Source organism: Cyanobium sp. BA5m-10 (assembly GCF_024346255.1).
Lineage (GTDB): Bacteria > Cyanobacteriota > Cyanobacteriia > PCC-6307 > Cyanobiaceae > Cyanobium_A > Cyanobium_A usitatum.
The window spans coordinates 17,106-29,597 of the sequence record NZ_JAGQCP010000014.1 but is presented as its reverse complement, the minus strand read 5'-3'; the positions used below and the strand labels follow the sequence as shown (position 1 = coordinate 29,597).

Below are 12,492 nucleotides of genomic sequence, written 5' to 3'. Positions count from 1 at the left end.
CCCGCCAAGGGAGCTGGTGCCCCAACAGGGGCTGGTGCTGGGGGTGCCGGCTGCGACTTGGGCGGCGGGGTTGCCTGGCTGGAGGCCTGCGGGGGCTTCTCCCCAGAGCACGAGACCAGCAGCAGGGCTGCAGCGATGGTAGAGCCGAGGGACTTAGGGGTTGCGGGTTTCAACGAGATCACGGAATCGGTCAAGGTTGGCCTGAAGCTCCTTGGTCACAATTCCACCCAGGATGCTTGGTTCCATCAATGGTGCCAAGACCCCGGGCAGTTCATAGCTGACGCTCAGCTTGACCGCCGTGAGCTCGGGCGTCTGGGAATAGAAGCGCACCGCACCCCTAGTGGGCAGGCCTCCCACCGACTCCCAATGCAGTTGCTGGGCCTCAACCCGCTGGCTGATACGGGCTTTCCAATGGAAGCGGAAGCCCTGCGCCGCCAGAGTCCAATCGGTGAGATCGGGGTCGCCCGGCTCAGTTACAACCGACTCGATCCAGCGCATCCACTGGGGCATTGCCTCCAAGTCACTCCATACCTCCCACACCTGATCCACCGAGGCCCGGATCTCTGTGGTGACGCTGTGCTCAAGCCAACGGCCCATGGAATCTCCTACGAAACAGAGGTGTTGGTGGCCAGCGCAGCCTGGCTTCCCAGGATCGCAGCTGCGGCTAAGCGCCCACTCATGGTGGCGCCTTCCATGGAATCGATGTAGTCCTGCTTGGTGTAACTACCGGCCAGATAAAAATTGGCTACTGGCGTGGCTTGCTCTGGCCGGTAAGGCTCCATGCCGGGAGCCTCGCGGTAAAGGGACTGGGCCAGCTTCACCACGTTGCTCCACACCAGCTTCAGGCCCGCGGCCGAAGGGAACAGGCTTCGCACCTGGGCGTCGGTGTGGGCCACGATCTCTTCGGTTTTCTTGGGAATCCAGGGATCACCTGGGGTGAGCACGCACTGGAGCAAGGAGCCCTGCCCCTGCTTGCGGTAATCCTCGGGACTGGCCAGGGCCAGATCGGCAAAGCAGCTGAAGTCAGCGTCGGCGGTGTACAGCAAGTTATCGAGGCCAGCGGGGCTGCTGAGATCGGCTCGGGCGGCGGTGGCGGCGGCGCCATCACCGAGCTCGGTTACCCAGCCGTCATAACGGAGCTGCACGGTGGCCACCGGCACCGCATCGAGCTTGTAAATGTTGTCGAATAGGGGCCAGCGGCGCCAGGCTTGGGGCAGCATTCGCTGAATACCAGGCACATCGCAGGCGGCCAGATAGGTGTCTGCAACTACAGAGACATCGCCCTCAGGTGTGCCGAGAGTGAGGCTGCTCACCCGGGTAGCGGGCTGGCCATCGACGCCAGCTGCCCCCTCCTCGAAATTCACCTCCGTGACCCGGTGGCGCAGATGCAGCCGGCCGCCGCGCTGCTGGATGTAGTCGAGGATCGGGCCCGTGAGCCAGCGGTGGGGCGACCCTTTGAGCAGGTTGAGCTTGGAGGCCTCGGTTTTGGAAGCAAACATCATGAAGATCGTGAGCATGCAGCGGGCCGAGATCGCCTCGCAATCAATGAAGCCCAGGGCATAGGCGATCGGATTCCACATCCGCTTAATGCTCTGCTCACTGCCGCCATGGCCCACAAACCACTCCTGGAAGCTGATCCGATCCAGGGCTCGGATCGTCTTCATGGCTCCCTCGTAGTCCACCAAGCCGCGCACGATCGGGCTGGTGCCCAGGGCTAGGGCATTGCGCAGCTTGTCGATCCAGTCGAGCTGGGGAGTGGTGAAGAAGGCCTTCAAGCCGTTGAAGGGCGCGCCAAGGGCGAAGCGAAAGTCGAGCTCCCGCAAATCACCGCCCGTGTTCACAAACAGGTGGGTGTGGTCCTTGGGCAGCAGGTTGTCGATCGCCCCCACCTTGCGCATCAGAGCGAAGAGGTTGGCGTAGTTGAAAAAGAACACATGCAGCCCCATCTCAATGTGGTTGCCGCCCTCATCCACCCAGCTGCCCACCTTGCCGCCCAGAAACGGCCGGGCCTCGTAGAGATCCACCTGGTGGCCGGCATCCACCAGATCCACTGCCGCAGATAAACCGGCCAGTCCCGCTCCCACGATGGCGACCTGCACCCTTTCAACCCTCAGTAGTGTGCTGACTCTATGGAGACACTCCGCCAGGCAGCGAACGGGGAGCCTCCATACAGTGGTTGCAACTGGCGTAGATCTTGATGAGTACCGAAACTGTCACTGCTGTTGCAGCCCAGGCCCAACCCACCTTCACCGCCAAAGACGGGAAGGGGATCCTGATCACCGAACCGGCCATGAAGCAGCTGGGGGCTCTGATGAACCAGCAGGGCGAGGCCAAGGTGTTGAGGGTGGGCGTGCGCTCCGGGGGCTGCAGCGGCATGAGCTACACGATGGACTTCGTCGATGCCAGAGCGATCCAGGGCGATGACGAGCACTACACCTACGAACCCGCCGATGCTCCTAGTTTCGCGGTGGTGTGCGATCCCAAGAGCCTGCTCTACATCTACGGAATGCAGCTGGATTTTTCCAGTGCCCTGATCGGCGGCGGCTTCAACTTCACCAACCCCAATGCCAGCCAGACCTGCGGCTGCGGCAGCTCGTTTGCGGTGTAATGCCCGTCGGGTGGCAATCTGAGCAGATGACCAGGCAAGCCGCCTCCCTATGACCTCAGCAGACGTACCGTCCCTGTTCGAGCAGGCCATGCAGCGCTACCAGGAGGGAGTGGCACCGGCTGAATTGATCGATAGCTTCATCGCTATCACCGAGCAGTCCCCCAACCAGTCGGCGGGATGGACCTGCCTGGCTTGGCTGCAGCTGCTTGATGAGCAGCCCCAAGCCGCCCTGCGCTCCGCCAAAACCGCCGTGCGCCTTAACCCCCAGGACCCCCAGGCCCGCATCAACCTGAGCCTGGCCATGCTGGAAACGGGCGCCAAAGGGGTGCGCGAACACATCGAAATTGTGCAGCGGGTAATGGCAATGGCGCCGGAGATGACTGGCGACCTGCAGAAGTCGATCGCCGATGGCCTAGTGCGCAAACCAGGCTGGAAGGCCATGGAGAAGCTGAAGGCCTGGCTGGCGGGTTGAAACCGGTTCTGCTACTCAGCAACGGTCACGGGGAAGACCTCAGTGGTGCCCTCGTAGCTGCCGAGCTGATGCAGCGGGGCATTCCGGTTGAGGCTCTGCCCTTGGTGGGTCACGGAAGCCCCTATCGCCAGCGGGGCGTGCCGGTGCTGGGCCGCACCCGCAGCTGCAGCACGGGCGGCCTCGGCTACACCAGCCTGCGCGGACGGCTCAGCGAGCTGCTGGAAGGCCAGATGGGCCATGTGCTCGGCCGGCTATTGCTCCTGCGCCGCCGCCGCCGCCACTACGGCCTGGTGGTGGCCGTGGGCGATGTGCTCGCGGTACTGGGAAGCTGGCTCTCGGGCCTGCCCAGCGCCGTTTATCTAGTTGCTTACTCCAGCCACTACGAAGGCCGCCTGCGCCTGCCTTGGCCCTGCGGCTGGCTGCTGAACCAAGCAAGCATCAAAGCCATCTGGAGCCGCGATTCCCTCACCGCCAACGACCTCAGCCAGCAACTGAACCGTGCCGTGGTATTCCTCGGCAATCCCTTCCTCGACGTGGTGAGCGCCGCCACAAGCGAATCACTCCAGCCTCTAACAGCGTTGCAGCCTCTGGCGCTGGTGCCAGGCAGCCGCCTGCCGGAAGCGGCGCGCAATTTCGCTCTGATGCTGCGGGTCCTGGCCCTGCTGCCCGAGGAATGGGCGCGCAGCCAGCCCCTGCGGCTACGCGCCGCCCTGGTGTCCGAGCTCGACGGCAGTCGCGTTGCCAAGCTGGCCGGCCCCCTGGGCTGGCGGCTCGAGGCAAGCGACCGGCTGGTTCGCGGCCCCCTGGCAGTTGAACTTGGCTGGGGCCAGTTTGGGGAGATCTTGGCCTCCTCCCAGCTGGTGCTGTGCATGGCTGGCACCGCCGCCGAACAGGCCGTGGGGCTAGGCAAACCAGTGCTGCAGCTGGTGGGACAGGGCCCCCAATTCACAGCGGGCTTTGCTGAAGCCCAGCGCCGCTTGCTTGGCCCAGGGGTGCGCTGCGCCCCCGGCAGCAGCGGCAGTGATGCATCCCTGAGGGCCAGTGCCCTGCTAGCCCAAGGCCTGCTGGAGCAGCAAAGCGATCACAAGCAAGGACCAGCCCTACGTCAATCCCTGGCCGCCATTGGCCTGGAGCGAATTGGCGCGCCCGGCGGCAGCCAGGCGATGGCAGCGGCGATCATGGCAATGCTGTGCCCTAATCAGGCCTCTGAGCTGCCATGACCACACCTACCCCCCCCAGCTTGCTGCAGCAACTCAAGGGATCGATGGACACCCTGCTGGTGGTGGATGTGTTTGTGGTGATTGCCGGGGCAATTTGGTTTGCGGTGGCCGTAACCCTGCACAGCCAACACATCGAAGCCCCCCTGGAGTTGTTTCAGCGGCTGTGGGAACCGCTTTTTACCCCGGCAATTGGCTTGTTGATGGGAGCGGCGCTGCTCAGCGGAGTGCTGGGTTGGTGGCAGCGGCGAGGGCAGCGCTGAGCTGGGGATACTGAAAGGTGAATCCCTGGGCCAGCAAGCGCTCGGGCAGCACCTGCTGGCCCTCCAGCACCACCTGGGCCCCGTCGCCAAGCAGCAGCTGCAGGATCGGCCCCGGCACGGGCAGCAGGCTGGGACGGCCTAGGGCCTTGCCTAAGGCACTGGCGAACAGGCCCATGGTGGTGGCTTCCGGGCTAACGGCGTTGTAGACGCCGCTGTAGGCGCCATCCTCAAGGGCCGTGGCGATCAGGCGGCAGAGGTCGTGGCGATAAATCCAGCTCATCCACTGGCGTCCGGAACCGACCGGCCCACCGAAACCCAAACGGAAGATGGGCAACATCTTGCCGAGGGCACCACCATCGGGGCCCAGCACGATGCCGATGCGCAGCTTCACCAGCCGGCAAGCAGCTGGAACCTGATCAGCGGCCGCTTCCCAGCGCTGGCAGATCTCGGCCAGAAAATCGCTCCCGGCGGGGCTGGTCTCGCTGAAGCGCGTCTGCGTACTGGAGCCGTAGAAGCCCACGGCTGAACCATTAACCAGCACGGCGGGGGGCTGCTCCAGCCGCGCCAAGGCAGCCACCAGCAGCTCAGTGGTGCGAACGCGGCTTTGCAGCAACAGCTGACAGTGAGCCTCTGTCCAACGACGTTCAGCGATCGGCTCACCGGCGAGGTTCACGACACCCTCCGCCTCAGAGAGGGCCCTATCGAGGCCGTTATCAGCCCAACTGGCCGCATCGGCCGGATCTAGGCGTATGCAGGCCAGTCTCTTACCAACCAGAGCCGGAAAGGGCTGGGACTGACGGCTCACGAGGGTCAGCTCATGGCCTAGCTCGAGCAGAAAAGGCACCAGCTCGCGACCTACAAACCCCGAACAACCCAGCAGCAGCAGCCGCATTTCAGACCTAACAGCTTGAGGGAGGCTAGGCGGTTGCAACTAAGACGAGCTGGTCTGGACTGCACGAAGCGCCTTAACCTGAGCCAACAGACAAATGAAACATGGCTGACGCCGCCCCAGCACCTCCCGCCCAGCCGCAAGTACAGACGCAAGCTCAGACACCCCTGAAAAAGGGCAGCCTGGTGCGGGTAGACAAAGCTGCTTACTTCGGCAGCCTGGAAGCCAGCGCGAGCGATGCACTGCCGGGCTACTTGGCAGAAGGTCCTGGCGAAATCCTGGCCATCAAGGGTGACTATGCCCAGCTGCGCTGGCGACGCCCGGTGCCGGATGTGTGGCTACGGCTAGACCAGTTGGAGGCCTTTCCTGCTTGAACAGACTTTCCAGCTTTGTGACCTTTGGCAACCTTGGTAGAGCGTTGACTCTGACCAATCTTTGCCGGTTGTTTGCGCTCCTGATGGTGGCCTGGCAGCCCTTCCCGGGGGAATACCGGGTGCCGTTGGTGGGGTCAGCCCTGCTGGGCTTAGCCCTTACCTGGCGCGGCGAATGGCGAGCGGTTGCTGAACCTGCCAAACGGCTGGGTTTGCTGCTGCTGTGTTTGCTGATTCCAGGGTTGCTATCAATTCCCACATCACTAGCTCCTAGCAAAAGCTGGGGTGAAATTGCCTCAGTTGTATTGGTTGGTCTGGCCGGCCTGAGCGTGCTCTATGGACTCCGCCGCCAGCAAGATCACAGCTGGCTGCAGACTGGTCTAGTGATAGTGATTGCCGCTTGGATCGGCGATGGCCTACTGCAAGCTCTCACCGGCGCAGATGTATTTAGGATCACGCCAAAAGCGGAGGGGATGATTAATGGGCCGTTCACTACCAACGGCATTTTTGGCATAATCGTGGCAGCAATGACCCCACTGGTGCTGTGGGAGCCTCTAAAACAACGCCATCGCTGGGCCATTGCCCTACTAAGTGGAATTGTAATAACGGTGACTCTCTCGGGCCAACGCAATAATCTATTACTACTGGTCTTAGGCCTGATCGCACTATCGAATCTCTGGAGTAGGCGCACCCGCCTGATTGGCTTAGCAATATTGGTGGCAACCGTAGTTGCTGTATATCCATTTGCACCAACCCTTCAACAACGATCGAGCTGGATGATCTCCTCCGGAAGCGAAATGGTCGCCTCACTTCAGGAGCTACGCGAAAATCCAAGCGATGCCAAATCAAGCAAGCGACTGTTTAATTCTTTAAACCGCTTCACCTCCGACAGAGCTTTTCTTGTTGACGCAGGGCTAAAAATGATTCAAGATCGCCCCCTTACCGGGGTTGGCATCAATGCATTCCGCCCTGCCTACCCGCTATACGCCCAGCTCACTCCCCATGGCCATCGAGACAAGCCCACCCATGCCCACAACATTTACCTAGAACTAACAGCTGAAACAGGGTTAATTGGCCTTGGCGGCCTCCTGCTAGCAATAGCACTTGGCTGGCGCTGGTTTGCGCTGGCATGCCACGAAAGGCAAAGAATGGCAGCACCCTATGCAGCAACATTGCTAGTAATGCTTTTCCCGTTAACAACCCACACCGTTTTATTTGCAGCGTTTTACTTCTGCCTCCTGATAATGGTGCTAGGAGGTTTTTTGGCGGCCCTCTTTTCTCCAGAGGCAGTCATTGCCGCGCAAATTGAAACCACACCAAGTTAAATTCACTCAACCAGCTAGCTCCCGCCTCTGGGACTGCAATGACTGACGGCGCAGTCGAGCCTGCTTCAGAAGCTCCCTGCCGTCGTGCAGATATGAATCCACGTAGCCCATGGTGTAGCGCTCCAGTTCAGTGAGAGCGTCTTTCACCAAGCTGAGGCAGTGATAAAGATCGAGGGCAAATGCTTGTCCCCCTGGTGGACATACCTGAGAGCGGTAGATCAACTCAACCTTGTCGATGCGGGCCTGGCCCTGCTCGAGAAAGGCACAGAATGACTCCATCAAGGTGTCGTCGTAGGGATCTGCGGAAAGGGCCTTGAGCTGGGCTGGAAATGGGTTGATCACTTGCGCCAGAAGCCGATCAATCGGCGCATACACCTGCTGCAACCACTGCTGCAACACGGCATCAGTGGCAGCGCTGCGTGTGGACTGAGCACGGGCCCGCTTGACGGAAAAGCTGGCGCCAGCAGGATCTAAAGAGGTGGGCGCTGTGAGGTCGTGGCGGCGGCGGCGATCGGCATCGCGTAATACCTCCCAGGCTGCGTTTAGGGCCAGGATTGTGCGGTCATCGCCGCCAGCATCCGGGTGGTGCTGCTTCACCAGGGCCCGGTAGGCGGCCTTGATTTCAGCGCCGCTAGCAGTGGGTGAAACACCCAGCACGCGATAAGGATCTGCAGTGGGTTCAGCAGCAGCCAGGGCTCAGCCTCCGCAAGCAAAGGAATTTGTTGATGACTTTAGGAACTCAAGCCCCACTGACTGCCAATATCGCTTGTTGCTGCCCAACAAAAAACCCCAGCCGAGGCTGGGGTTGATTGAGGTGTGTGTTGAGAAGTGGAGGAGGAAAGGACCGGAAATGTGTGAGGAATCCGGTCCAGTTGGGTTCTGAGGATCAGAACTTGAAGGTGGTCTTCAGCAGTGCACCGTAGGTGTCGTCGCCGGTACCAGGGGCGCCGCCCAGAACTTGTGAGTTCTCAATCCAGAAGAAGGCGGGGGTCACGCTGATATTGTCGGTGACCTGGAACTTGTACCACAGCTCATAGGCCAGGTTGGATTCGCCGTTGTCGGTGACGATGCCGCGGCCCGTAGGAGAACCGGTCTGGAGTTGACCGGAGGTGCCAATCGCCATACCAAGAGCATTGCCCTTCATGAAGAGATCAGCCCACTGCAGGCCAACCATCCAGCTGTAGTTGTCGTCAGCGAGGACCTGATTAGAGGTGCCGAAGCCAACACCAGCGCTGATCGAGGGGATCCAACCGGACTCCTCAGGCTGCCAGTAAGCACTCAGACCACCATTGCCCAAGTAGGGGTTGGCGTCGAAAGCGCCAACAGTGTTGAACGCAGGATCGCTAGCTCCGGCGAAATCTGCGTAAGTGTATGCCAGGGCCACACCCCAGTTTTTGCCGGCATAACCAACCTGGGCTGTGAAGGTGTAAGCCTCATCAACACCCAAGGTGGAGTTTTCAGCAGCAATTTCGTTGGAAACGAAGTTGGCGCTCATGCTGAAGCCATCCTTCTGATACCAGAGACCAGCACCAGCGCCCAGGTTGAGGGAGTAGGTACCACCGGCACCGGCGTAGGTGAAGAGATCCAGGACGCTGTCACCGGGATACAAGCTGGGCCACATAGCCAGCATGTCGTCCTGACGAACCTTCGCACCGAAGGTGGCGGTGACGTTTTCGCCAATCGGGAACTGATAGAAGAGGCGGTTGATGCCAACCGTGTCTTGGCCACTGGTGTTGCCTAAACCAGTTTCTTCCTGGAAGGCGGTTTCAAGGAGAGTGTTGCCGTTGCCGAAGATGGAGTTGGAGAAGTTGCCGGAACGCAGGGTGGTGCGCAGCAGGTCCTTGCCGGTGAAGCTGGTGTCGAAGATCAGGCGAACGTCATAGTTGAAGGTGACTTCGCTCGCATCGTTGCCATTGAGCCCAGTAATGGGGTTGTTGGCAGCATTGGCACCGTTGGTGGCGCCGCCAAGCACCATGGTGGCGATACCCTTCAGCTTGGTGGTGGTGGAGAACTGGTTAGCTTCCAGTTCGCCCACTTTGGCCTCGAGGCCGTCAACGCGACCCTTGAGGATGGCGAGTTCCTTCTCGAACTCGGCCATCAGCTTCTTGAGCTCGTCGGTCACTTCGGTGACGCGGTCGAGACAAGCGTTGAGCAGAGCAGCTGCTTCGAAGCGGGTCATGGCCCGGGCGCCCTTGTAGGTGCCATCGGGGTAACCAGCGACGCAGCCGTAGCGCTCGATCAGGTTGGACAGAGCCTGGTAAGCCCAGTCGGTGGGCTTGACGTCAGAGAACTGGGAGATGCTGGTGACTTGCTCCTCGGAGGCGTACTTGTTGACGCCGTCCAAGTTGAGCTCAGCTGCGGTAGCGGCCACGGGGGCCAGCAGACCAAGAGCTGCAGGTGCAACCAGGAGTTGCTTAAAGAGTTTCATGGGTTCCTCACACGAGATGGCGCAATGCGCCGAACACATATTCACTCGACATCACGGCAACGGCGCCTGGGCCTGTGCCACTGCGCACAATGACACGCGCTCCCAAAACGATGCCCCCGACGGGCACGGGGCTCGTCGGGGGCTCTCGCCGGGTCCGCTATGGCGCGGAACCGTTTGATCAGGAATCAGGCGCCGAAATCAGCCGGCGTTCTCCGCGATCAGCAGACCCTGGGTGAAACAACTGGAACTCACGGGCACCTCCTCCTCTGGGGATTGGAGCCAGCCGGCGATGCATTCGGCAGGATCAGCACCCGAAGGTCCAGATCTTTGCCACATCACTGCTGACAGAACTCGCGAAATTTAGCCAACAAAAAAGCGCCCCCGTGGGGGCGCTGAGGCTGATTTCGAATATCAAAACCAGGCTTCGATCAAAGAGCGTTGCCGCGGGGCAGAACCTCTTCAGGGAAGACGAAGTTTTCATGCGGCTGGTCAGCCGGTGCCATCCAGGCACGCAGACCTTCATTCAGCAAGATGTTCTTGGTGTAGAAGGTTTCAAATTCGGGGTCCTCAGCGGCGCGGATCTCCTGTGACACGAAGTCATAGGCGCGCAGGTTGAGGGCAAGGCCGATGATGCCAATGCTGCTGGTCCAAAGACCCATCACCGGCACAAACAGCATGAAGAAGTGCAGCCAGCGCTTGTTGGAGAAGGCGATCCCGAAGATCTGGCTCCAGAAGCGGTTGGCGGTGACCATTGAGTAGGTCTCTTCTTCCTGGGTGGGCTCGAACGCCTTGAAGGTGTTCGACTGATCGGAGTCCTCAAACAGGGTGTTCTCAACCGTGGCGCCGTGGATGGCGCACAGCAGGGCACCGCCGAGGATGCCGGCCACTCCCATCATGTGGAAGGGGTTAAGCGTCCAGTTGTGGAAGCCCTGCAGGAAGAGCAGGAAGCGGAAGATTGCCGCCACTCCAAAGGAGGGCGCAAAGAACCAGCTGCTCTGGCCCAGCGGATACATCAGGAAAACACTGACGAACACCGCAATCGGGCCGGAGAAGGCGATGGCGTTGTAAGGACGGATGCCAACCAAGCGGGCAATCTCGAACTGACGCAGCATGAAACCGATCAGGGCGAAGGCGCCGTGCAAGGCAACGAAGGGCCAGAGGCCACCGAGCTGACACCAGCGCACGAAGTCGCCTTGGGCTTCTGGGCCCCAGAGCAACAGCAAGCTGTGACCCATGGCATCAGCAGGAGTGCTGACGGCGGCGGTGAGGAAGTTGCAGCCCTCTAGGTAGGAGCTGGCAATTCCGTGGGTGTACCAGGAAGTGACAAAGGTGGTGCCGGTGAGCCAGCCACCCAGGGCCAAATAGGCCGTGGGGAACAGGAGCAGACCAGACCACCCCACAAATACGAAGCGGTCGCGCTTGAGCCAGTCATCGAGGATGTCGAACCATCCCCGCTGCGGCGCGCGGCCTAAGGCGATCGTCATGAGAGCGGCTTCATGAAGCGTTACATCGGAATACTACGGGTCACAACCGTCAGCTGCGCAAACCCACCGCAACGCTGAGCAGATTTACCTAGGGGCCGCCAGTTGCGTTTTGCCCAAGTCGCTTCTTGCACTATGGGGGACGGGATTCGCCACAGTGGGGCCAGCCCAACCCCCTTCCATGTACGTAATAGAGCTCTCCCTCAAGCTCAGCCCCATGCCTGTTGCCGTTCAGCGCAAGGAGTTGAACGATGCCCAGGTCCTCTACAACCAGGTGCGGCAGGTCCTCGAAGGCGATGGCCCCCGACTGCTGGAACTCACTTGCGAGAAGGAGGAGGAAAAGCGGATCACCTTGCTTTGCAGTGAAGTGGTTGCGGTGCAGCTGTACGAGAAATCAGCCACGGGTAGTGGCGGCAAGCGCCCCGGTTTCAGCTTCGACAGCTGAGCTGCCACGGCATCGCGCTGGAGCCACCCGGTCATGACCCCTCCTCTCACCGTTGAGCGCCTGAGCTTCACCTGGCCCAATGGCCGTCCGGCCCTGAGTCACTGCAACCTGCAGATCCCGAGGCCAGGGCTATGGATGCTGGTGGGCACCAATGGCAGCGGCAAGAGCACTTTGCTGCGGTTGATCGCCGGCCTGCTGGAACCCCGCAGCGGCCGCATTCAAGCTGCCGGCAAGGCCGCACTCGTTTTTCAAAACCCAGACCATCAGCTGCTGCTGCCCAGCTGCGCCAGCGACCTGCAACTAGGCCTGCCAGCAGATTTAAGCGACGATGATCGGCGCTCGCGAGTGGCCGAATCCCTTGCCCAAGTGGGGTTAGGCGGTTTTGAGGAGCGGCCGATCCACACCCTCAGCGGCGGCCAGAAGCAGCGCTTGGCCATAGCCGGCGCCCTTGCCAGCGACGCCGATCTAGTGCTGCTGGATGAACCAACCGCCCTGTTAGACCCCGACAGCCAAAACGGGGTTTTGCAGTTGCTCTGGCAGCTCACCCACCTGCCCGCAGCCCCACTCACTGCCCTTTGGATCACCCACCGGCTTGAGGAGCTGCAGCACTGCGATGGCGCCGCCTTGATGGAGCACGGCTCCGTGGGGAGCTGGCAGAACGGACAGCAGCTAGCCCAGCGCTTGGCCCCCTTGCAGGGCGGCAGGGCCGAAGGGTAAGGTCTTCGAACCGGTTTGATCCGGCTTATTCCTCGGTAGCTCAGCGGTAGAGCGATCGACTGTTAATCGATTGGTCGCAGGTTCGAATCCCGCCCGGGGAGCTTATTCACCAAACCGCAGCCCTTGGGTTGCGGTTTTTTATTGCCCGCGCCGCAACAAAAAACCAGGAAGAAATCCTGAAGATCCGGCCAAAGATGACAGCGGCAGGGCTTGCCCCCACTGGCCTGAGTCAGGCGAACGGGCGCGATCAGCCCAAAAGAATCATTTCAGCAAACC

Annotated in this window: 15 protein-coding genes and 1 tRNA gene; 9 read left to right on the top strand and 7 right to left on the bottom strand. The window is 61.0% G+C overall.

Annotated elements, in window-relative coordinates; translation table 11 throughout:
• Window positions 1–153: 153 nt before the first annotated feature.
• Together KBY85_RS07115 and zds are read right to left on the bottom strand one after the other, a co-directional pair.
• Window positions 154–597, bottom strand: coding sequence for an SRPBCC family protein (locus KBY85_RS07115; RefSeq protein ID WP_254960831.1), 444 nt, complete (start codon window positions 595–597; stop codon window positions 154–156).
• Window positions 598–605: 8 nt separating this feature from the next.
• Window positions 606–2,099: a 9,9'-di-cis-zeta-carotene desaturase gene (zds, locus tag KBY85_RS07110; protein ID WP_254960830.1), complete on the bottom strand. Its 1,494-nt coding sequence runs from the start codon at window positions 2,097–2,099 to the stop codon at window positions 606–608.
• 98 nt (window positions 2,100–2,197) lie between these two features.
• Here zds and KBY85_RS07105 point away from each other — a divergent pair, with 98 nt between their 5' ends.
• The 4 genes from KBY85_RS07105 to KBY85_RS07090 are packed head-to-tail and all read left to right on the top strand — an operon-like array spanning window position 2,198 to window position 4,560.
• Entirely contained in the window at window positions 2,198–2,608 is a 411-nt protein-coding gene (locus KBY85_RS07105) for an iron-sulfur cluster assembly accessory protein (protein ID WP_254960829.1), read from the top strand.
• Between the two features lie 49 nt (window positions 2,609–2,657).
• On the top strand, window positions 2,658–3,080 hold the full coding sequence (locus KBY85_RS07100; RefSeq protein ID WP_254932301.1) for a M48 family metallopeptidase: 423 nt from the start codon (window positions 2,658–2,660) through the stop codon (window positions 3,078–3,080).
• A complete protein-coding gene (locus KBY85_RS07095; RefSeq protein ID WP_254960828.1) occupies window positions 3,077–4,300 on the top strand; it encodes a lipid-A-disaccharide synthase-related protein in 1,224 nt (407 codons plus the stop codon). The genes KBY85_RS07100 and KBY85_RS07095 overlap by 4 nt, the downstream gene beginning before the upstream one ends.
• Window positions 4,297–4,560, top strand: coding sequence for a hypothetical protein (locus tag KBY85_RS07090; RefSeq protein WP_106633073.1), 264 nt, complete (start codon window positions 4,297–4,299; stop codon window positions 4,558–4,560). Before KBY85_RS07095 ends, KBY85_RS07090 begins: the two co-directional genes overlap by 4 nt.
• On the opposite strand, the gene KBY85_RS07085 is transcribed toward KBY85_RS07090, so the two are convergent.
• Window positions 4,517–5,452 (bottom strand): TIGR01777 family oxidoreductase, encoded by a 936-nt coding sequence (locus KBY85_RS07085; RefSeq protein WP_254960827.1) that lies wholly within the window; start codon window positions 5,450–5,452, stop codon window positions 4,517–4,519. The genes KBY85_RS07090 and KBY85_RS07085 overlap by 44 nt on opposite strands.
• A gap of 101 nt (window positions 5,453–5,553) precedes the next feature.
• On the opposite strand from KBY85_RS07085, the gene ndhO reads away from it, so the two are divergent.
• Window positions 5,554–5,823 (top strand): NAD(P)H-quinone oxidoreductase subunit O, encoded by a 270-nt coding sequence (gene ndhO, locus KBY85_RS07080; protein WP_254932304.1) that lies wholly within the window; start codon window positions 5,554–5,556, stop codon window positions 5,821–5,823.
• Window positions 5,820–7,145: an O-antigen ligase gene (locus tag KBY85_RS07075; protein WP_254960826.1), complete on the top strand. Its 1,326-nt coding sequence runs from the start codon at window positions 5,820–5,822 to the stop codon at window positions 7,143–7,145. The genes ndhO and KBY85_RS07075 overlap by 4 nt, the downstream gene beginning before the upstream one ends.
• Before the next feature lie 6 nt (window positions 7,146–7,151).
• On the opposite strand, the gene KBY85_RS07070 is transcribed toward KBY85_RS07075, so the two are convergent.
• The 4 genes from KBY85_RS07070 to psbD all read right to left on the bottom strand — a co-directional run bounded on the left by KBY85_RS07070 (window position 7,152) and on the right by psbD (window position 11,057).
• Window positions 7,152–7,802 (bottom strand): J domain-containing protein, encoded by a 651-nt coding sequence (locus tag KBY85_RS07070; protein ID WP_254960825.1) that lies wholly within the window; start codon window positions 7,800–7,802, stop codon window positions 7,152–7,154.
• Window positions 7,803–8,031: 229 nt separating this feature from the next.
• On the bottom strand, window positions 8,032–9,573 hold the full coding sequence (locus tag KBY85_RS07065; protein WP_254960824.1) for an iron uptake porin: 1,542 nt from the start codon (window positions 9,571–9,573) through the stop codon (window positions 8,032–8,034).
• 198 nt (window positions 9,574–9,771) lie between these two features.
• Entirely contained in the window at window positions 9,772–9,909 is a 138-nt protein-coding gene (locus tag KBY85_RS07060; protein ID WP_254960823.1) for a hypothetical protein, read from the bottom strand.
• Window positions 9,910–10,001: 92 nt separating this feature from the next.
• Window positions 10,002–11,057: a photosystem II D2 protein (photosystem q(a) protein) gene (gene psbD / locus KBY85_RS07055; RefSeq protein WP_254960822.1), complete on the bottom strand. Its 1,056-nt coding sequence runs from the start codon at window positions 11,055–11,057 to the stop codon at window positions 10,002–10,004.
• A 178-nt stretch (window positions 11,058–11,235) separates the two neighbouring features.
• Here psbD and KBY85_RS07050 point away from each other — a divergent pair, with 178 nt between their 5' ends.
• The 3 genes from KBY85_RS07050 (at window position 11,236) to KBY85_RS07040 (ending at window position 12,317) form a co-directional block, all read left to right on the top strand.
• Complete coding sequence (locus KBY85_RS07050; protein WP_254960821.1) at window positions 11,236–11,499, top strand: hypothetical protein; 264 nt, start codon at window positions 11,236–11,238, stop codon at window positions 11,497–11,499.
• A gap of 33 nt (window positions 11,500–11,532) precedes the next feature.
• Window positions 11,533–12,216: an ABC transporter ATP-binding protein gene (locus KBY85_RS07045; protein ID WP_254960819.1), complete on the top strand. Its 684-nt coding sequence runs from the start codon at window positions 11,533–11,535 to the stop codon at window positions 12,214–12,216.
• A gap of 29 nt (window positions 12,217–12,245) precedes the next feature.
• Window positions 12,246–12,317: transfer RNA gene (locus KBY85_RS07040), tRNA-Asn, on the top strand.
• The last annotated feature ends 175 nt before the right edge of the window (window positions 12,318–12,492 follow it).